We start from the raw sequence: 20221 nt of genomic DNA on the forward strand, positions 1-20221 counted from the left end.
TGTTTTAGGACTACAGTTTACCCGATTAATTCCAAAAGCCCTTTTCCACAAAAGCAAAAAACCGCGCCCTGCTCGCCGCAAAAGGCGTAAAAAAGCCCTTCAGCATAGCAGAAGGGCTGGCAATGACGGCAGCAAACGCGCCACAGGCGGGCAGCGCTTTAGCGGGTGCCTTTCTGGATAAACTCGATCTTGTAGCCGTCCGGGTCTTCCACAAAGGCAATCACGGTGGTGCCGTGCTTCATCGGGCCGGCTTCGCGTACCACTTTGCCGCCTTTGGCGCGTACGGCGTCACAGGTGGCGTAGGCGTCGGCCACTTCTACCGCCAGGTGGCCAAAGGCGTTGCCCAGCTCGTAGCTGTCGGTATCCCAGTTGTGGGTCAGCTCGATCACACTGTTGCTGTCTTCGTCGCCGTAGCCGACAAAAGCCAGGGTAAAGCGGCCTTCCGGGTAGTCGTGGCGGCGCAGCAGGGTCATGCCCAGCACGTCGGTGTAAAAGGCAATGGAACGGTCGAGCTGGCCGACACGGATCATGGTATGCAGCAGGCGCATGGGGTTCTCCGGCAAATAAGTCTGTGCACAGCTGGCATCACAGCCAGCGCACAAAAGCATCAAAGGTTGGCCGCATGGCGGCAAGAACGGGCAGATGGGGGCGCTGTGGCCCAGTTAAAGCCAGCCGGGCAGAACAGGCTGTTCAGCCGTAACGAAACAGGCTGTCGCCATGGGTTTTCAGCCACTGGCGCGCTGGCTGCCAGCCGGGGTACAGGCGCCCTACTTCGGCCCAGAAAGCGGGTGAATGGTTCATGTGGCGCAGGTGCGCCAGCTCGTGGGCGATCACATAATCCAGCACCGCAGGCGGCGCCTGCACCAGGCGCCAGTTCAGGCGAATAATGCCCTGGCTGGTACAGCTGCCCCAGCGCGTACGCGCCGACGACAGCGCCCAGCCGGACAGCGGCCGCGCCGCGTGCGCTTCCCACGCGGCCAGGCGGCTGCAAAAGCCCTCGCGCGCTTGCTTTTGCAGCCAGGCCACCACCGCTGCGGCCAACCTGGCCGGCTGCTGCAGGCCGGGACCGGCGATATGCAACCTATCGCCATCAATGCGCGCGCGGTGCCGCGTGCCCTCTTCCACCACCAGCTGCAAGGTGTGCCCGGCCAGCATCACCGTGCCACGGCTGGCTTCGCGCCGGTTTTCTTCGGCCTGGTAGCGCGCCAGATGCGCCATGATCCAGTCGCGCTTGCTGGCCAGAATATCCTGCAGCGCCGCCAGCGATACCGCTGGCGGGGCGATCAGCTCTACCTGGCCATCGCGTATGCGTATGCCCACGCTCTGCCGTGCGCGGCGCGTGAGCCGCACCGCCAGCGGGCCGTCAGGCAGGGTGAGGCTGAGCGGCGCGTGCTTTGCGTTCATCGGGGTGGGCAAACGGGCCGACGCCGCCAATCTCGCGCTGGCGCGCTTCGATCCAGCTTTGGGCAGCCTTCATCATGGCTTCGGGGCCGGCGTAGTTGGCCGGGAACAGCGGCGGGCCGATCACCACGGTGATTTCGCCCGGGTGTTTCAGGAAGGCGTTGCGCGGCCAGAATTCGCCGGCATTGTGCGCTACCGGCACCATGGGCATATCAAACTGCACCGCCATGCGCGCGGCGCCCAGCTTGTACTTGCCGGCCAGGCCGGGGCGAATGCGCGTGCCTTCGGGGAACACGCTGATCCAGAAGCCGTGCTGTTTGCGGTTCAGGCCTTGTTCCAGCAGGCGGCGGTTGGCATTGGCGCGGTCGGAGCGATTAATGGTGATGGGGTTGGTCAGCGCCAGGCCCCAGCCAAAAAACGGAATCATCAGCAGCTCGCGCTTGGCCACAAACACCTGCGACGGAAAGATTTCCTGCAGCGACAGGGTTTCCCAGCCGGACTGGTGCTTGGCGCAAATGATGGCCGGCTGATCAATGATGTTTTCCTGGCCGATAACGCGGTAGCGCAGGCCGACTACATGCCACAGCAGCCAGGTCAGCACCCGCGCCCAGCTTTCGCCCACCAGGTGGCGGCGGCGGCGCGGCAGCGGTGCGCACAGGAACAGCACCGCACAGAACAGCGGGGTGAGGATGGCCACCAGCAGCCAGTAGATCAGGTTACGAATCAGCAGCATGGCACTCAGTTGTCCAGATTGATCAGGTAGTCTGCCGCGTCAAACAGGTCGTCGAATACCTGCGTGCCGGCGGGCAGCCCGCCTTTGTCCAGCGTGCGCAGGCCCTTGCCGGTGCGCACCAGTAGCGGCAGGCCGCCGACTTCGGCCACTGCCTGCAAGTCGCGCAGGCTGTCGCCCACCATGGGCAAGCCGTCGCCGCGCACATTAAAGCGCTCCATCACCTCGTGCACCATGCCGGGCTTGGGTTTGCGGCAGTCGCACTGGTCGTCGGCGGTATGCGGGCAGAAGATCACCGCGTCGATACGGCCACCCGCCTGGTTCACCAGACGGTGCATTTTTTCGTGCATGGCGTTCAGCGCGTGCATGTCGAACAGGCCACGGCCGATGCCGCTCTGGTTGGTGGCCACCACCACGCGCCAGCCGGCCTGGGTCAGGTTGGCAATGGCTTCCAGGCTGCGCGGTAGCGGCTGCCATTCCATGGTGTTCTTGACGAAGTCGTCGCGATCCTGGTTGATCACGCCGTCGCGGTCGAGGATGACAAGTTTCATGGTGTCCTTTTAGGCCATTTTCTGCCACGAACCCCACAAAACACACGAAAGGAAAACACGCGCCGTACAGCGCATGATTCGCTTTGTTCGTGTTATTTCGTGGTTTTCGTGGCCAAGCAGTTTTACTCCGCCAGCAGCGAGATGTCCGCTACGCGGTTGAACAGCGCCGCCAGGCTGGCCAGCAGGGCGATACGGTTGCCACGCACGGCCAGGTCGTCTGCCATCACCATCACGCCGTCGAAGAAGGCATCCACCGGCGCCCGCAGCGACGCCAGCTGGGTCAGCGCACCGGCAAAGTCGTGGGCGGCAAACTTCGCTTCCACGGCCGGGGCCAGCGCCTGGATGGCGTCAAACAGCGCACGCTCGGCGTCCTCGGCAAACAGCGCCGGGTTCACCGTGGCGATGTCGCCTTCGGCTTTTTTCAGGATGTTCTTCACGCGCTTGTTGGCCGCAGCCAGGGTAGCGGCTTCCGGCAGCGCCTTGAACTGCGCCACGGCGGCCAGTACGGCGCCTACTTCGTTCAGCTGGGTCGGGGCCAGCGCCAGTACGGCGTCGATCTCGTCGGCTTTGTAGTCGTTGGCCAGGTAGTTTTTCAGGCGTTCCAGCGTGAAGGCGTACACCTCGTCTACCACGTTGGCCGACAGCAGCCCGGCCGGGAAGGCCGCGGCAGCGTCGCGAATCAGCGCTTTCAGGTCCAGCGGGGCGGCCAGCACCATGCGCAGCACGCCTAGTGCTGCACGGCGCAGCGCGAACGGGTCTTTGTCGCCGGTAGGGATCAGGCCGATGCCCCAGATACCCACGATGGTTTCCAGCTTGTCGGCCAGCGCCACGGCGGTAGCGATCGGGCCTTGCGGCAGGCTGTCGCCGGCAAAACGCGGGTGGTAGTGGCCTTCGATGGCGTCGGCCACGGCGGCGTCTTCACCGTCCAGGCGGGCGTAGTAACGGCCCATGATGCCTTGCAGCTCGGGGAACTCGCCCACCATGTCGGAGACCAGGTCGGCCTTGGCCAGGTAAGCCGCGCGCGCGGCCAAGGTGGCGTCGGCACCCAGCTGGGTGGCGATGGCGGCGGCAATGGCCTGCAGGCGTTCTACGCGCTGTAGCTGGCTGCCGATCTTGTTGTGGTACACCACATTGGCCAGGCGCGGCAGGCGGCTGTCCAGGCGCTGCTTCTGGTCTTGCTCGTAGAAGAACTTGGCGTCGGACAGGCGGGCACGCAGCACGCGCTCGTTGCCGCCAATGATGTAGCGCGGGTTGTCTGTCTGCAGGTTGGACACCAGCAGGAAGCGGTTCATCAGTTTGCCTTCGCCATCCAGCAGCGGGAAGTACTTCTGGTTCTGCTGCATGGTGAGAATCAGGCATTCCTGCGGTACGTTCAGGAACTCGGCTTCGAAGCCGGCTTCCAGCACCACCGGCCATTCCACCAGGCCGGTGACTTCGTCAAACAGCGCGTCCGGGGCGGCGATGGTGGCGTTCAGGCGGGCAGCGGCTTCGGCCAGCTTGTGGCGGATCAGCTCGCGGCGGGCGGTGAAGCTGGCGATGACTTTGCCTTCTTCGGCCAGCGTGCGGGCGTAGGCGTCGGCGTTGGCCACGGTCACGTCACCGGCAGACAGGAAGCGGTGGCCACGGGTGAGCTGGCGGCTTTGCAGGCCCAGTACCTCGCCGGCAATCACGTGCTCGCCGTGCAGCATCATCAGGCCGTGTACCGGGCGTACGAATTGCAGGTCCAGGTCGGCCCAGCGCATCAGCTTGGGCGCTGGCAGCTTTTTCAGGGCGGTGGCCACGATGCCGGACAGCACGGCAGACAGCGCCTCGCCGGCTTTGGTGGATTCGTAGGCGTATACGTCCTGCTTGCCATCGTGCACGGTGGTCAGCGCGGCCACGTCTACGCCGCAGGAGCGGGCAAAACCGGCCAGCGCGGGCGACGGCTGGCCGTCTTTCATGCCGGCAGACACGGCCGGGCCACGGCGCACGATGTGCTGGTCGGGCTGGATGGCAGCCACGGCCGGGATCTGCACCGCCAGGCGGCGCGGGCTGGCGTACACGTTGGCCGCGGCGTCGGCGGGGGCAAACTGCAGCTTTTTCAGCTCGTCGGTAATGGTGTCGGCAAAGCTGTTGGCCAGCTTTTCCAGTGCTTTTGGCGGCAGCTCTTCGGTGAGCAGCTCAATCAGCAAGGTGGCTTGTTGGGTCATGGTCATTCAATCTTTTCGCTGGGGGCGTTAGGTGCCAGGCGGCAGACAATCTTCAGCATGGTGTCGGCAATGGAGCCCTGCTCCACCGGCACGAAGGTCCAGTTAAAGCGCTGCAGCTGGAACATCTGGGTGTAGACATGCTGGTTGCGCTTGGTCCAGTAGCTGGTGTTCACAAAGGCGTACTGCATGTTCTGGCAGTCGGCACGGCCTTCAAGGCGGCGTACCTGGTAGCTGATACCCAGGCTGTCTTCCTGCTTTTTCTCGGCGTAACGCTCCTGGTTGATGAAGCGGACGAGGCCTTCGTTCACATTGGCAATGCTGTCCAGATCGATGGCCAGCTCCAGCGCGTCACCACTTTGGTACACCTGGAAGTTGCCTTCCTGCTGCGGGGCTTCCTGCTGGCTGGCCAGATACCAGGTCAGGCCGGCCAGCACCGCAATCAGGGTGAAAAAGGCTACCGCTGTCTTCATGGCTTAGTCTTTTCTGCACATCGGGAAGCCCAGGGCTTCACGCGCGTCGTAATAAGCCTGGGCCACACCGCGGGACAGGTTGCGGATGCGGCCGATATAGGCGGCACGCTCGGTGACCGAAATGGCGCCACGGGCATCCAGCAGGTTGAAGGTGTGGCCGGCTTTCAGGATGGTTTCGTAGCCCGGCAGCGGCAGGCCGGCTTCCAGCAGGCGTTTGGCTTCGCTTTCGTAGTCGGCAAACTGTTTGAACAGCAGCTCGACATTGCTTTCTTCAAAAGCGTATTTCGATTGCTCGAACTCGTTCTGGAAGAACACGTCGCCGTAGGTCACCACGGTGCCGTCCGGCAGGCGCGTCCACACCAGCTCGTACACGTTTTCGATGTCTTGCAGGTACATGGCCAGGCGTTCCAGGCCGTAGGTGATTTCACCCAGTACCGGCTTGCAATCCAGGCCGCCCACTTGCTGGAAGTAAGTGAACTGGGTCACTTCCATGCCGTTCAGCCAGACTTCCCAGCCCAGACCCCAGGCGCCCAGGGTGGGGTTTTCCCAGTCGTCTTCCACAAAGCGGATGTCGTGAATGGCCGGGTCGATGCCCAGCTCGCGCAGCGAACCCAGGTACAGGTCCTGGATGTCCGGCGGCGAAGGCTTCAGCACGACCTGGAACTGGTGATGCTGGAACAGGCGGTTCGGGTTTTCGCCGTAGCGGCCGTCTTTGGGGCGGCGGCTAGGCTGCACGTAGGCAGCGTGCCACGGTTCCGGGCCCAGGGCGCGCAGGAAGGTGGCAGTGTGCGAGGTGCCTGCGCCCACTTCGGTATCGTAAGGCTGCAACAAAGCGCAGCCCTGACGGTTCCAGTAGTGCTGCAGGGTGAGGATGATTTCCTGGAAAGTGAGCATGTGGCGGAATCTGAATGATTGAAAAACAAAGCCCGATTCTAACCGTATAGGGGAAGGCGGGGAAAGCATGGTGCGGCGGCAAGCCGGCTGCGGCCAACCCTGGCACGACAGCGGCAGGCCATTTATGGCACCGGCCAGCAGGCTTGCAGCAGGCCGGGGGCACGGGCCATCTGCATAAAATGCCACAGCTGGCGGGCTAGCCATACAAATTGCATCAAAGTAGTGGCAAATCGGCCATCATTTCACACAGAATCATAAAATAAGCACATGTTCTATATAAAAAGCTAGCAGATACCCCGCCAGCTCCCGGCTGTCGCCCCACAAGGCAAGCAGACATGCGCACAGGCGGCATAGCGCACACGCAGGAACACAGGCTCACACCATGATCACACTGCCCGCTTACCACCCAGGCAGCCTGCTATACGATAGCGGCACCTCGCTGATCTACCGCAGCCAGCACCGGCAAAGCGGCCAACCTGTCATCATGAAGGTGTTGCGCCACCCGCAGCCGCAGCCTGCCGATGTGGCACGCTTTCAGGCCGAGTATGCCTGCCTGCAGCGCTTTGCCCACGCCGGTATCGTGCAGCCACTGGCATTGCTGCAGCACCAGCAGCACTGGGTCATGGTGCTGGAAGACTGCGGTGGCGTGGCGCTCAGCCAACTGCTGGCACAGGCCGGCCAGGCGCTGCCGCCCGCTCTGGTGCTGGAAATGAGCCTGCAGCTGTGCGACGCACTGGACTGCGTACACCAGGCACAGCTGGTGCACCGCGACATCAACCCGTTCAATGTGGTGTGGAATGCCGACACGCACCAACTACAGCTGATCGACTTTGGCCTGGCCCAGCCGCCCAGCTACGAGCACCCCACCGGCCCGCTACACGAAGGCACGCTCGCCTACAGCTCGCCCGAGCACACCGGCCGCACCAGCCATACGCTGGGCTACCGCGCCGACTACTACTCGCTAGGCGTTACCCTGTACCAGCTGCTCAGCGGCCGGCTGCCATTCGACAGCCAGGACGCCATGGAGCTGGTGCACAGCCACCTGGCACGCAGCCCGGACTTCCACCTACCCGCCTTTGCCGCCCTGCCGCCGCAGCTGGTGGCCGTGGTGCAGCGGCTGCTGGAAAAACACCCGGACCGCCGCTACCAGACCATCGCCCTGCTCAAGAACGACCTGCAGCTGTGCCGCCAGCTACTGGCCGACACCCAAACCGACGCCAGCGCAGCGAGCGATGGAAGCCCGCGCGGCCAGCTGGTCCTGCCCGGCAACCTGTACGGGCGAGCCCCGCAGGTAGCCCAGCTGCTACAAGCCTTTGCCCGCTGCCGTGGCGCGCACAACGAGCTGGTATTACTGGGCGGCTACGCCGGCGTGGGCAAATCGGCGCTGGCAGACGCCCTGCGCCAGCCCGCCAGCGAGCAAGGCAGCTTTTTTGTGGCGGGCAAATGCGAGCAGTACAAACGCCACACCCCCTACGCCGCCGTGGTCCAGGCGTTTCAGGACTTGCTGCGCCAGCTGCTTACCCTGCCGCAAAGCCAGCTGGCACAGTGGTCGCAGCTACTGCGCGAGGCGCTGGGCGAGCAAGCCGACATCCTGTGCGCCCTGCTGCCCGAGCTGGCCCTGCTGCTGCCCACCCGGCACGTCAGCCCGCCGCTGCCGCCGCAAGAAGCGCAGCACCGCCTGCACCGGCTACTGCTCACCCTGGCCGCCACCTTTGCCAGCCCCTATCACCCGCTGGTGATCTTTCTGGACGACCTGCAATGGGCCGACCCCGCCACCCTGGGCCTGATAGAACAGCTGCTCGCCAGCCCGCAAGCCCGGCACATCCTGCTGCTGGGAGCCTACCGAGACAACGAAACCGGGCCCGCGCACCCGCTGTCCAGCCTGCAAAGTGCCCTGGCGCAGCAAGGCGTTGCCGTACAAACCCTGCACATTGCGCCGCTGGGGCAAGAGCACATCAGCCAATGGCTGGCAGACACCCTGCAATGCCCGGTAGACAGCATTAGCCCGCTGGCCACGCTATGCCAGCATAAAACACAGGGCAACCCGTTTTTCCTGCGCCAGTTCCTGCGCAGCCTGTACGACCGCGGCCTGCTGTTCTACCACCCGGCAGAGGCTCGCTGGTGCTGGCAGCAGCACGCGCTGGACAACACCGCCTTTACCGACAATGTCGTGGCGCTGATGGTAGACAAGCTGCGCAGCCTGCCCGTCCCTACCCAGGCCCTGCTACAGCTGGCAGCCACGCTGGGTAACCGCTTTACTCTGAGCCAGCTGGCGCGCATTGCCGCCCAGCCGCTAGCCAGCGCACGGCTACAGCTCAAACCTGCGCTAGCCCACGAGCTGATACGCCCCGCCAGCCACGACAGCAGCACCGGGCAAGACGACTACCGCTTTGTGCACGACCGTATCCAGCAAGCCGCCTACGCCCTCTACGACGAAGCCGGCCAGCTACAGCAACACCTGAAGGTTGGCCGCAGCCTGCTGGCGCACAGCACCCAGCTGCAAGACGACCTGTACGCCATACTGGAACAGCTCAACCCGGCCATATCACTGCTGCACGACCCGGCCGAGCGCGAACAGCTGGCCGTACTGAACTACAAAGCCGGCAAGCTGGCACAAGGCGCAGCCGCCTACCCCGCCGCCCTGCACCACATGCAGCTGGCGCAACAGCTGCTGCCCGACGACGCCGGCAGCGACGACCTGCGCCACATCCTGCTGGGCCTGTGCGACGCCGCCAGCCACTGCGGCCAGTTTGCCCTGGCCGACAGCCTCTACCCGCAACTGCAAGCCCACAGCCCCTGCACCGCCACGCAAATCGAAGGCTACCTGGTGCAGATGCACCAATACCTGCTGCAAGGCCGCTTTCACGATGCCCTGCAGCTGCAGCGCCACGGCCTGGCCATGCTGGGCATTACCCTACCCGCCACCCTGGCCGAGCAACAAACCCAGCTGCAAGCACTGGAAAACGCGCTAGGCACCGCGCACGGCCTGCCAGACTGTGCCGTACTGCACGCGCTGGGCCAGATGACCGACCACACCGCGCAAGCCGCCATGGCCCTGCTGTTTGGCGTAAGCCACGCCGCCTACCTGTCCGGCCAGCTTACCCTGGACGCCCTCGCCATCCTGCACATGACCCGGCTGTCGCTCACCCACGGCCACAGCGAGCTATCGCCCTACGCCTACGCCCTGTACGGCTTTACGCTGGGGCAGCTGCACCAGCAGTACCAGGCTGGCGAGCAGTGGGGCCAGCAGGCGCTGGCGCTCTCCAACAAGCAGCCCCATATCGCCATTCGCGGTAACACCCACTTTCTGTACGCCAGCAAACTGGGGCACTGGCAGCACCCGCTGCACAGCCTGAACGGCTACTACCAGGAAGCCCTGCACTGGAGCCAGGAAAGTGGCGACCTGCTGAACGAAGGCTACATCCTGGCCGTACGCGGTACCGACCGCATCATGCAGGGCCAGTACCTGCCCGCGCTGCTGGAGCTGGGCGAGCAAGACCTGCAGCGCCTGCAAAACCCCAGCCGGCAAGACATGTACGACTGCACCCGCGTCAGCAGCGTGCAGCCGCTGTGCTGCCTGATGGGCCTGAGCTACCAGCCGCACAGCTTCGACGACGAATCGTTCAGCGAGCACGACTTCCTGCAGCGCTACCAGCACAGCCCGCTGCACCTGGCCTACTACCACTACAGCAAGCTGTTTACCGGCTACCTGCTGCGCAGCCCCGATGCGGTAGCCCTCACCGCCCAGCTACCGCACATTGCGGCCAACGTAGCCGGCCAGTTCAAGGAAGCAGAAGCCACGTTCTACTGCGGCCTGATTCTGGCCCGCGCCCTGCGCGAACAGCCGGCGCACCCCGAGCGTGACAGCTGGCAAGCCACGCTGGCCGCCTGCCTGGCCCGCCACGCCCGCTGGGCCAGCCTGTGCGCAGACAACTTTGCCGCCCGGTACAGCCTGCTGCAGGCCGAGCAAGCCCGGCTACACGGGCAGCAGCTAGCGGCGCAACAGCACTATCAGCACGCCATAGAACAAGCCACGCAGCATGGCTTTGCCCACATCGCCGCCATGGCATGCGAAAGCTATGGCGACTACTGGCTAAGCTGTGGCCAGACCACCATTGCCCAGCTGTTCCTGAGCCAGGCCTGGCAGGGCTACCAGGCGTGGGGGGCCAGCGGCAAAGCCAGCCAGCTGCAGCAGCACTACCAGCCCGGCGGCCTGCAGCTAGCCCAACAGCCCGCTCAGCCCAGCCCCCCGCCCGAGCGACCGCCCGGCAGCCCTACCGCCACAGACAGCAGCAACGCGCTGGACTTGTCGTCCATCCTGAAAGCGACCCGTGCACTGTCTGGCGAGCTCAGCCTGGACCGGGTGCTGGCCCGGCTGCTAGACATCGTGCGCGAGAACACCGGCGCGCAGTACGCCCGCCTGCTGCTGCACTACCAGAACCACTGGCTGCTGGAACAAGGCGACAGCCAGCGCAGCAAGCCCGAACCCGTGCTGCTGGACGCCCGCCAGCACCCGCAGCTGCCGCTGTCGCTGCTGCGCTATGTGATCCGCACCGGCGAAGCCCTGATAGAAGGCAACCTGGCCGCCTCGCCACGCTTCCATACCGACCCCTACGTAGAGCAGCACCAGCCCGGCTCGGTACTGTGCCTGCCCATTTTGCGCAAGCAGCAGGTCATCGGCGTGCTGTATCTGGAAAACCGCCTGATCCAGCACGCCTTCAGCCACGAGCGGCTTACCTTCCTGCGCATGCTCACCCTGCAAGCACTGGTTTCCATCGATAACGCACGGCTGTACGACAACCTGGAGCGCCAGGTACAGGAGCGCACCGCCCGGCTAAACCAGATACGGCTGGAACAGCAAGCCATTCTGGACAATGCGCTGGTCGGCATTGCCTTCGTGCGCGACCGCATCTTCCAGCAATGCAACCTGGGATTCGGGCAGATACTGGGCTACCCGCAAGGCGCGCTGGACAAACAGCCCACCCAGCTGGTGTACCTGAGTGAAAGCGACTACCAGCTGACCGGCCACCTGACCCGCAGCAGCTATCTGGAAACCGATATGGCGCTGCGCCGCCAGGACGGCAGCCCGGTGTGGTGTGCCATCAGCGCCAAGCTGGTGAACCCCGCCGACACGGATGCCGGCATGGTCGTGGTGATCATGGACATCAGCGCACGCAAGGCCGCCGAGCAGGCCATGGCCGAATCGCGCCAGCGCGCCGAAGACGCCACACGCACCAAATCGCTGTTTCTGGCCAATATGAGCCACGAAATCCGCACCCCGATGAACGCCATACTGGGCATGGCCCGCCTGGCCCTGCAACGCGACCCCGACCTGCAAGTAGGCCACTACCTGCACAAAATCCTGGCCAACGGCGAAGGCCTGCTGCAAATCCTTAACGACATACTGGATTTTTCCAAGATAGAAGCCGGCAAGCTCACGCTGGAAAGCGTGCCGTTCACGCTGGACAGCATTCTGGAACGTGTCACCGACGTGATGGTGCTGCGCATACAGGGCAAGCCCATCGAGCCCGTCTGCCAGATTGCGGCCAACGTCCCCGGCCGGCTGATAGGCGACCCGCTACGGCTGGAGCAAATCCTGTGCAACCTGGCCAGCAACGCCGCCAAATTTACCGAACGCGGCCAGATCGCCCTGTCGGTAAGCGTGGCCGAGCAAGACGCCCACAGCGTCACCCTGAGCTTTACCATGCAAGACAGCGGTATCGGCATAGAGCCGGCCCTGCGCGAGCAGCTGTTCCACTCGTTTACCCAGGCCGACGGCTCGGTGACACGGCGCTACGGCGGCACCGGCCTGGGCCTGGCTATTTGCAAGCAGCTGGCCAGCCTGATGCAAGGCGAGCTACTGGTAGACAGCCAGCCCGGCCACGGCAGCCGCTTTACCCTGCGCCTCACCCTGCCATGGCAAACCGACACCGCCCCCGACACCCCGCTGCCAGGCCGCCACATATTGGTGGTAGACGACCACCCGCAAGCACGCGGCGCGCTGAGCAATATGCTGTTCAGCCTGGGCATGCAGGTGAGCGAAGCCAGCAATGGCATGGCGGCGCTGGCACGGCTACACCAAGCCTGCGAACAAGGCCAGCCGGTAGACCTGATCCTGCTGGACAGCCAGATGCCCGGCTGGAGCGGCGCCGACACCCTGCAGCGCCTGCGCGATGCCCGCCTGCCGCGCGAGCCGGCCGTCGTCATGCTCACCCAGCCCTATGGCGATAACGAAGACGAGCAGCCAGCCGGCGTGCAAGGCACCCTGGCCAAACCGCCGCGCCCCGCCAGCGTACTGACCCTGCTGCAAAGCCTGGCCGGCCACGCCCTGCCCGCCCCGCCCGACGAAAAACAGCGCCTGGCCCTGCAGCTGGCCAGCCTGACCAGCGTAGCCGGCTGCAGGGTACTGCTGGTAGACGACAACGCCATCAACCGCGAAGTGGTACTGGGCATGCTGGAAGACAGCGGGCTGCTGATCGATATCGCCGAAAATGGCGTAGATGCCGTAGACGCCGTCAACATCGGCCACTACGACCTGGTGCTGATGGATATCCAGATGCCCATGCTGGACGGCTTTGCCGCCACCCGGCAGATACGCGCCAACCCGGCGCACGCCAGCCTGCCCATCGTGGCACTCAGCGCCCACGCCATGGTCAGCGACCACCAGGCCAGCCTGGCCGCCGGCATGAACGACCATCTGGACAAACCCATCGTGCCGGACGCCCTGATTGCCGCCCTGCTGCGCTGGCTACCCGCCCAGCAGCCGCGCCGGCAGCTCGCCACCACACCCCGCCAGGGCAGCCATAATCTGGCGCAGCGCCTGCAATACCACTTTGTCAGCAGCTACCGCCAGCTACCGGCCAAGCTGCAGCTACTGCGCGAGGCCGGCGACTGGGCGGCGATCGAATACCACACACACAGCCTGAAAGCCGCCGCCGCCTACGTAGAGGCGCCGCGCCTGGCCCGGCTCGCCAGCGATATCGACAGCGCCCTGCGCGACCACCAGCGCCTGGCCGCCGAAGCCCTGCTGCCCGAGCTACAGGACGAGCTGGAAAGAACCCTGCAACAGCTACAAGCCGCCAGCAGCACCCCCGCACCCCGTACGGCCTCGCCGAAAACACCGCTGGAACAAGTGCGGCTTTTGCAACATTTGCAAGATAAACTCAAACACGCTGATTCTCGTGCCGATGAAGCATTAGCGGCACTTTTCGATGCAATGCCTATCGATAGTCATGAGCATTTGATTAATATCGGTAAATTACTCGATCAGATAGAATATGATCAGGCCTATAGACAGCTACAAACACTGATCAAGACACTGGACTTGCCCATCGGAAGTACCACATGAAACAACAACAAAAAATCCTGATCGTGGACGATGTCGTCATCAACCTGCACTTGCTGGACGGCCTGCTGAAGGCCGACTACACCGTCCTGATGGCCAAAAACGGCCAGCAAGCCCTGCAGCTGGCGCGCGAACACCACCCCGATCTGGTATTGCTTGATGTGGTCATGCCGGAAATGGACGGCTTTGCCGTACTGCAAGCCCTGCGCCATGATGCCCGTACCAAAAACATTCCCGTGATTTTCATTACCGGCCAGGACCGGCCGGAAGACGAGGCACAAGGCCTGCTGCGCGGCGCGGTGGACTACATCACCAAACCGCTGAACGAAGTCATCGTCAAAGCGCGGGTCGCCACCCACCTGAAGCTGGAACGCCAGCGCCGCATGCTGGAAAGCCTGGCCAATATCGATGGCCTGACCGAGCTGCCCAACCGCCGCCAGCTGGACCAGGTCTACCACGGGGAATGGGAGCGCGCCCGCCGCAACCAGCTGGCGCTGTCGGTCGCCATCATCGATGTGGACTGCTTCAAGCAATACAACGACCACTGCGGCCACGCCATGGGCGACCGCGTACTGCAGCAGCTGGCGCAAACCATTGCGGCCAACCTGGGCCGCCCCGGCGACCTGGCCGCACGTTATGGCGGCGAGGAGTTTGTGCTGATACTGCCCGCCACGCAAAGCCAGGGTGCCTGGCAGCTGCTGGAAAGCATGCGCCGCACCATAGAAAGCATGGCCATTCCACACCCGGCGTCGCAGGTGAGCCCGGTGGTCACCATCAGTGCCGGCGTCGCCAGCCTGCAAAACGGGGCGGACACCCCGGCGGCACTATTGCAGCTGGCCGACCAGCGCCTGTATCACGCCAAGCGCAGTGGCCGTAACTGCGTGATAGGCGAAACCGGTATCCACAGCGAGCCAAGCACCGCGCTATATAGCCTGGGCTAGATTCCACTGCGCACCGGCAGGCTCACAGCACGCGGTCGCTACGGCGGCGGTACCAGCCGGTCACCGACAGGCGCTGCTGCCGCGCCGGCAGCACCTCGTGCCAGAAACGGTCTGACAGGAACAACACCAGCGTGCCGGCTTCCGGCTCGATATCGCGGTACTCGCTGCACGCCTCGTCCAGATACAGGCGGATCTGCCCGCCAGCGTCCTGCGGCCAACCTTCATTCAGATAAAACACCGTGGTCAGCGTGCGCGCATCGTCGTCCTGAAAGCGGTCCAGGTGCTTTTTGTAGAACGCCCCCGCCGGGTACACGGCAAAGTGCGACTCCAGCTCGGCCAGGCCCAGATACAGGCCACGGTTCACCGCGTGCATGATGTCGTCCATGGCGGCGTTATACGCCAGCACCGCCGGCTCGGCCGCCACCTGGTCCAGCCACAGTACCGAGTCGCTACGGATCTCGGCGCGGCGCGCCTGGCCGGTAGCACGGCCGGTAGCCGCCTCGTGAAACAGGCCCTGCTGCCATACCGACAGGCAGGTATCGCGCAGGTTGTGCACCAGCGGGGCGGGCAGCGCATGCGGTATCACCACCCAACCTTTGTCGGCCAGGGTGTCCAGCACGGCATCCAGATCAAATTGCAAAACAGTCATGGCGGTATCCGGCAAAAAACATCAAGGCGGGCTTTGTACCATGCGCGCAGCCTGGCGCCAATGCGCCAGATCAAGCGCCCGGGTGCTCGGCCACGCGCTGGTGCTGGCCGGCTAGCCAGGCCAATACCAGCGGGAAATGGTCGTTGGCCGCATCCGGGTGGGTCAGCAGGCTCACGTGGTCGTAATCGTGGCGGTGGCCGGTATGGCGCGCCAGCAGGTGCACGCGCGACAGGTGCGCGCCGCTTTCTGCGCGAAAACGCCGGACATCGTCGGGGTGGCCGCGGCAGGGGTCGTTCTGCGCGGCAAAATACAGCGCGGGCGGCAGGCTGTGGCGCTGCGCGGCGGCGGCGTAGTCAAAGCCGTCATCGCTATCGACCCAGGGGCGCACCTTGGCCCACTGCTTGCTCTGCCAATGGCTCTTGTTGCTTTCGTCGTCCGCCCCCAGGCCCATGCGCCGCGCCGGCAGGTAGCCCACGCTGCGGCACAGCAGCCGCGCCACGCCGTTCCACATCAGGTCTACTTCCAGCAGCTTGTTCAGGTTGCGCACGTGCACGCTGCGCTTGCTGCCGAAATACACCAGGCTGGCAACTTGCGGTATCAGCGCGGGCTGGTACAGCAGCGCGCTGCTCATATGCACCCCGCCCCAGGAGTGCGCCATCCAGTGCACCGCCTGCCCGCCGCTATGCTGACGCACCGCCGCGTGCAGTGCCGGCAGGTCTTCGCGAATGATCTCGGTCTGGCCGTGGCGGGCATGGCGGCTGATGCGCGGCGTGCTGCGCCCACGCCCGCGCAGGTCGGCCACGTACACGTCGTAGCCCTGGCTGGCCAGGTAGTGCGCCAGCCCCTTGCCGCTGTCGGAATAAAAAATGCGCCCGTTGGCCATCACGCCGTGCACCATCAGTACCGGCTGGCCGTCGTGCAGCGGGTGGCGGATGCGCTTTACATACAGGGTATCGCGGGCGGTAACGGGCACGAACAGGTCTTCTTCGCGGTTTTTCATGGGGCCTCGGCTGCGGGATGGCAATAATCAAACAAGCGCTTGAATCATGCGCATCCTGCCCGGCGCCGTCAATCGCCATGCCAAGGTCGTGGCGTGATGGCTGCGCTGGTTGCCACAGCGCAAACCCCGTAGACTGCCGCCTTTGCACCTTACCCGGCCCTGCCCATGCCTTTTTCTACCCTGGCGCTCGACGCGGCGCTGCAACGCGCGCTGGCCGACGCCGGCTTTGACACCGCTACCGCTATCCAGCAAGCCGCCATCCCGCCCGTGCTGGCCGGCCACGACGTGCTGGCCACCGCCCGCACCGGCTCGGGCAAAACCGCCGCCTACTGCCTGCCCCTGCTGCAAAAACAGCTGGCCGCTGGCCGTGGCTGCAGCCTGATCCTGCTGCCCACGCGCGAGCTGGCGCAGCAGGTAGGCGACACCCTGTGGCAGCTGTCTGCCCACCTGCCCCGCCCCAAGATCGTGGTGGCCTACGGTGGCGTATCGATTAACCCGCAGCTGATGGCGCTGCGCGGCGGGGCCGACTTCATCGTGGCCACGCCAGGCCGCCTGCTGGACCTGATCGACAATAACGCCGTGCCGCTTGGCAGCATCGATACCCTGGTGCTGGACGAAGCCGACCGCCTGCTGGCGCTGGGCTTTGCCGACGAGCTGGGCCGCATCCTGACCCTGCTGCCGGCGCAGCGCCAGACGCTGATGTTCTCGGCCACCTTTGCGGCCAACGTACAACAGTTGGCCGCACGCCTGCTGCAACAGCCGCAGCGCGTGGCTATTGCCGACGAAGCCGCGCCGGATATTACCCAGCGCGCCATCGAGATCGACGCAGCAGACCGCTACGCCGTGCTGCTGGCGCTGCTGCGCGAGGCGGCGTGGCCGCAGGTGCTGGTGTTCGTGAACAGCAAGCACGACGCCGCCGAGCTGGCGCAATGGCTGCAACGCGAAGGCATCCGTGCCGCCGCCCTGCACGGCGAGCTGGCGCAGGGCCGGCGCGAGCGCGTGCTGGACAACCTGAAAAACGGCACGCTGCACGTGCTGGTGGCCACCGACCTGGCGGCACGCGGTATCGATATCCCCGCCCTGCCGGCGGTGATCAACGCCGAGCTGCCGCGCTCGCCGCAGGATTACACCCACCGCATCGGCCGTACCGGGCGCGCCGGGCAAGCCGGTGTGGCCATCAGCCTGATCGACGCCGATAGCCGCGCGCACTTTCGCCTGATAGAAAAACGCCTGGGTTTGAAGATCGCCCGCGAGCAGCTGGCGGCCTACCCGGCGACCGATACGCCGGCGGCCAGGTTGGCCGCAGCCGACGATAACGGCGGCATCAAGGGCAAGCGCATGAGCAAGAAAGACAAGCTGCGCGCTGCCGCCGCGCAAGGCGGCAACAAAACCTAGCTGCGGCTATGGGCCGCGGCCAGCAGCTGCTCGAATGCGGCCAGCGGCTGCGGCGCGCCAAACAGGTAGCCCTGGAAGTGCTGGCAGCCACAGGCCAGCAGGCTGTCGTGCTGCGCCTGGCTTTCCACGCCCTCGGCCAGTACATCCAGCTGCAGGGTTTGTGCCAGCCCCAGCACCGCGCGCACGATGGCGGCATCGGGGCCGTCGTGCAGCATGCCCTGCACAAAAGACTGGTCCAGTTTCAGCTGGTCCAGCGGCAGCTTTTTCAGGTAGCTGAGCGACGAATAACCGGTGCCGAAATCGTCCAGCGCCAGGCGCACCCCCAGGCGGCGGAGTGCGCGCATCTTGCTGCTGCCGCTGCCATCGTCGTCCATCAGCACACTTTCGGTCAGCTCCAGCACCAGCTGCGCAGGTGGGGCAGCGGTTTGCGCCAGGATGGCGCGCAGCTGGGCCACAAAATCCGGCTGGCGCAGCTGGCATACGCTCACGTTTACCGACAGGCTCAGCCCCGCCGTATGCGGGTGGGCCGCCCAGCGCGCCAGCTGCCAGCAGGCCTGCTCCAGTACCCATAGGCCGATAGGCACAATCAGCCCGCTCTCTTCGGCCAGCGGCACAAAGCGCTGCGGCGACAAATCGCCCAGCACGCTATCGTGCCAGCGCAGCAGGGCTTCCGCGCCGCAGATCCGGCCGCTGGCATCCACCTGCGGCTGGTAGTGCAAGCTCAGTTGATCTTCTGCCAGCACGCGGCGCAGCGCGCTTTCCAGCCGGGCACGCTCTGCCACGCTGCGCTGTAGCGCCATATCAAAAAAGCGCACGGTATTACGCCCTGCCGCCTTGGCGCTGTACAGCGCCATGTCGGCACGCTTCATCAGGTCGTCGCATTGGCGCGGGCCGTCGGCAAATAGCGAGATGCCGATACTGGGCGTGCACTGGTAGTCGTGCCCGTTCAGGTCGTAGTGCGCGTTCAGCGCCAGGCGCAGGCTTTCGCCCAGGCGCTGCGCCACGGCCGCGGCTTCGCCCACATGGCTGCCCAGTGCCGGCAGCAGTACCACAAATTCGTCCCCGCCCAGCCGCGCTACCGTGTCGTTCTCGCCTACCCCGGCCTGCAGCCTGCGGCCAACCTGCTGCAACAGCGCATCGCCATGGTCGTGCCCCAGGGTGTCGTTCAGTGTCTTGAAGTTGTCCAGGTCGAGGAACAGCAGCGCGCCCTCGCCCTCGGGGTGTGCCAGCGCCAGCTGCAGGCGCTCCAGCAGCAGGCGGCGGTTGGGCAGGCGGGTGAGCGGGTCGTAGTAGGCCAGCTGCTGGATCTCCTGCTCGGCCGCCTTGCGCTGGGTAATGTCGGTGAGCATGGCCACGTAGTGGCTGACCTCGCCGTGCGCATCTTGTACGGCGGTGAGGGTGAGCCATTCGGGGTAGATTTCGCCGTTTTTGCGCCGGTTCCAGATTTCGCCACACCAGCTGCCATGGCTGAGCAGCTGGTGCCACAGATGGGCATAAAACGCCGGGCCGTGGCGGCCGGAGCTCAGCAGAGCGGGGGTCTGCCCTACCGCCTCGGCCTGGGTATAACCGGTAATGCGGGTAAAGGCGCTGTTTACGCGCAGAATCACGCAGCGGGTATCGGTAACAAAGATGCCTTCTTGCGAATCAAACGCGGCGGCGGCAATGCGCAGGTCTTGCTCGTCGCGCGCCCGCGCCCGCGCCAGCCGCTCGAAGCGCAGGAAATACAGCGTGGCCACCCCCAGCAGTATCAGCAAGACACTGGCCACCACCCAGGCTGTGCGCCAGGCTTCCTGCCGCCAGGGGGCCAGCGCCCGCGTTTCGTCCAGGTGTACGGCCAGCACAAAGGGGTACACGCGCGAGGCGCGATAGGCGGTGAGCACGCGCTGGCCGCCCGGCCAGGTTTCGCGGTAGCTGTCGGCATCGGTCTGGGCCAGCCGGGCGGGCAGCAAGCGGCTGGGGCCAAGGTGGCCGGGCCGGGCCTGCGGGTCGGTGCTGATGATCAGGCTGCCGTCGTAACGCAGCAGCGCCACCTGGCCCTGCTGCGGGCTAATGTGGTTGCTGTAGAAGTTCAGGAAATAATCGGTATTCAGCGTGGCCAGCACGGTGACCCAGCGCTGGTCGTCCTGCATCACGTCCAGCGCCACGGGGATAAAGCTGATGCCGCTCTGCGCCGGCTGGCCGGCCAGCGGGCTATCGGCAAAGTCGCGCCCGGCGGTGAGCGGGCCGGTGCGCAGCACACCCAGCGGCTCGGTACTTTGCGGCATGAATTGCTGGCGCGGCAGGCGCAGCCCCAGGTTGGCCGCATTGGTGCTGGCCTCGATCACGCCCTGGCCGTTTTCCAGCGCGATAGAGCGGATATAAGGCGCCTGCTGCAGAAATGCCTTGAGCTTGTCGCTACGCTGCGGGCTGCTGCCGGACAGCAGCAAGGTGCGCTCCACCACGTTCAGGCTCTGGGTGAGCTGGTCTTCCAGCGCGCGTACCGTCAGGCTGGCCAGGGCAAACTGGCGCGACAGCGCTTCGCTACGCAAACGCCATTGCACCGAGGCGGTAGCCAGCGCAGTAAACAGCAGCACCAGCGCCACCACCATGACAAAGGTCGCGCGCTGGTTCAGGCCAAGCCGGGTTTGCAGGCTGCGGTGCTGACTCACTGGCTACC

At 65.0% G+C, this 20221-nt stretch carries 13 protein-coding genes; 3 read left to right on the plus strand and 10 right to left on the minus strand.

Features of this window, described 5'->3' with window-relative positions:
- Positions 1–158 precede the first annotated feature (158 nt).
- The 7 genes from gloA to glyQ form a co-directional block, all read right to left on the minus strand.
- Complete coding sequence (gene gloA, locus FLQ44_RS05410; protein WP_240801190.1) at positions 159–548, minus strand: lactoylglutathione lyase; 390 nt, start codon at positions 546–548, stop codon at positions 159–161.
- 142 nt (positions 549–690) lie between these two features.
- Positions 691–1404 carry a M48 family metallopeptidase gene (locus FLQ44_RS05415; protein WP_147693428.1) on the minus strand — a complete coding sequence of 238 codons (714 nt, stop codon included), beginning with the start codon at positions 1402–1404 and terminating at the stop codon, positions 691–693.
- Positions 1364–2134, minus strand: coding sequence for a lysophospholipid acyltransferase family protein (locus tag FLQ44_RS05420; protein WP_147693429.1), 771 nt, complete (start codon positions 2132–2134; stop codon positions 1364–1366). Before FLQ44_RS05420 ends, FLQ44_RS05415 begins: the two co-directional genes overlap by 41 nt.
- Before the next feature lie 5 nt (positions 2135–2139).
- On the minus strand, positions 2140–2682 hold the full coding sequence (gene gmhB / locus FLQ44_RS05425; protein WP_147693430.1) for a D-glycero-beta-D-manno-heptose 1,7-bisphosphate 7-phosphatase: 543 nt from the start codon (positions 2680–2682) through the stop codon (positions 2140–2142).
- Between the two features lie 122 nt (positions 2683–2804).
- Entirely contained in the window at positions 2805–4871 is a 2067-nt protein-coding gene (gene glyS, locus FLQ44_RS05430; RefSeq protein WP_147693462.1) for a glycine--tRNA ligase subunit beta, read from the minus strand.
- Positions 4872–4873: 2 nt separating this feature from the next.
- Complete coding sequence (locus FLQ44_RS05435) at positions 4874–5341, minus strand: surface-adhesin E family protein (RefSeq protein ID WP_147693431.1); 468 nt, start codon at positions 5339–5341, stop codon at positions 4874–4876.
- Between the two features lie 3 nt (positions 5342–5344).
- Positions 5345–6235: a glycine--tRNA ligase subunit alpha gene (gene glyQ / locus FLQ44_RS05440; protein WP_147689114.1), complete on the minus strand. Its 891-nt coding sequence runs from the start codon at positions 6233–6235 to the stop codon at positions 5345–5347.
- A 382-nt stretch (positions 6236–6617) separates the two neighbouring features.
- On the opposite strand from glyQ, the gene FLQ44_RS05445 reads away from it, so the two are divergent.
- A complete protein-coding gene (locus tag FLQ44_RS05445) occupies positions 6618–13583 on the plus strand; it encodes a response regulator (RefSeq protein WP_147693432.1) in 6966 nt (2321 codons plus the stop codon).
- The gene (locus tag FLQ44_RS05450; protein ID WP_147693433.1) at positions 13580–14521 is read left to right on the plus strand and encodes a diguanylate cyclase; all 942 of its coding nucleotides are present in this window, start codon (positions 13580–13582) and stop codon (positions 14519–14521) included. The genes FLQ44_RS05445 and FLQ44_RS05450 overlap by 4 nt, the downstream gene beginning before the upstream one ends.
- A 22-nt stretch (positions 14522–14543) precedes the next feature.
- On the opposite strand, the gene FLQ44_RS05455 is transcribed toward FLQ44_RS05450, so the two are convergent.
- On the minus strand, positions 14544–15170 hold the full coding sequence (locus FLQ44_RS05455) for a 2OG-Fe(II) oxygenase (protein ID WP_147693434.1): 627 nt from the start codon (positions 15168–15170) through the stop codon (positions 14544–14546).
- A 70-nt stretch (positions 15171–15240) separates the two neighbouring features.
- Positions 15241–16170 carry an alpha/beta hydrolase family protein gene (locus FLQ44_RS05460; RefSeq protein WP_147693435.1) on the minus strand — a complete coding sequence of 310 codons (930 nt, stop codon included), beginning with the start codon at positions 16168–16170 and terminating at the stop codon, positions 15241–15243.
- A gap of 165 nt (positions 16171–16335) precedes the next feature.
- On the opposite strand from FLQ44_RS05460, the gene FLQ44_RS05465 reads away from it, so the two are divergent.
- Positions 16336–17565, plus strand: a complete 1230-nt coding sequence (locus tag FLQ44_RS05465) for a DEAD/DEAH box helicase (RefSeq protein WP_147693436.1) — start codon at positions 16336–16338, stop codon at positions 17563–17565.
- Here the strand turns inward: FLQ44_RS05465 and FLQ44_RS05470 are convergent.
- Positions 17562–20213: a bifunctional diguanylate cyclase/phosphodiesterase gene (locus FLQ44_RS05470; RefSeq protein ID WP_147693437.1), complete on the minus strand. Its 2652-nt coding sequence runs from the start codon at positions 20211–20213 to the stop codon at positions 17562–17564. The two genes, FLQ44_RS05465 and FLQ44_RS05470, sit on opposite strands and share 4 nt — an antisense overlap.
- Positions 20214–20221 lie beyond the last annotated feature (8 nt).

The organism is Vogesella mureinivorans (genome assembly GCF_007644035.1).
In the GTDB taxonomy this organism is placed as follows: domain Bacteria; phylum Pseudomonadota; class Gammaproteobacteria; order Burkholderiales; family Chromobacteriaceae; genus Vogesella; species Vogesella mureinivorans.

Coding starts and splice junctions, on each gene's coding strand:
- gloA (WP_240801190.1), bottom strand. CDS start 548: ATGCGCCTGCTGCATACCATGATCCGTGTCGGCCAGCTCGACCGTTCC.
- FLQ44_RS05415 (WP_147693428.1), bottom strand. CDS start 1,404: ATGAACGCAAAGCACGCGCCGCTCAGCCTCACCCTGCCTGACGGCCCG.
- FLQ44_RS05420 (WP_147693429.1), bottom strand. CDS start 2,134: ATGCTGCTGATTCGTAACCTGATCTACTGGCTGCTGGTGGCCATCCTC.
- gmhB (WP_147693430.1), bottom strand. CDS start 2,682: ATGAAACTTGTCATCCTCGACCGCGACGGCGTGATCAACCAGGATCGC.
- glyS (WP_147693462.1), bottom strand. CDS start 4,871: ATGACCCAACAAGCCACCTTGCTGATTGAGCTGCTCACCGAAGAGCTG.
- FLQ44_RS05435 (WP_147693431.1), bottom strand. CDS start 5,341: ATGAAGACAGCGGTAGCCTTTTTCACCCTGATTGCGGTGCTGGCCGGC.
- glyQ (WP_147689114.1), bottom strand. CDS start 6,235: ATGCTCACTTTCCAGGAAATCATCCTCACCCTGCAGCACTACTGGAAC.
- FLQ44_RS05445 (WP_147693432.1), top strand. CDS start 6,618: ATGATCACACTGCCCGCTTACCACCCAGGCAGCCTGCTATACGATAGC.
- FLQ44_RS05450 (WP_147693433.1), top strand. CDS start 13,580: ATGAAACAACAACAAAAAATCCTGATCGTGGACGATGTCGTCATCAAC.
- FLQ44_RS05455 (WP_147693434.1), bottom strand. CDS start 15,170: ATGACTGTTTTGCAATTTGATCTGGATGCCGTGCTGGACACCCTGGCC.
- FLQ44_RS05460 (WP_147693435.1), bottom strand. CDS start 16,170: ATGAAAAACCGCGAAGAAGACCTGTTCGTGCCCGTTACCGCCCGCGAT.
- FLQ44_RS05465 (WP_147693436.1), top strand. CDS start 16,336: ATGCCTTTTTCTACCCTGGCGCTCGACGCGGCGCTGCAACGCGCGCTG.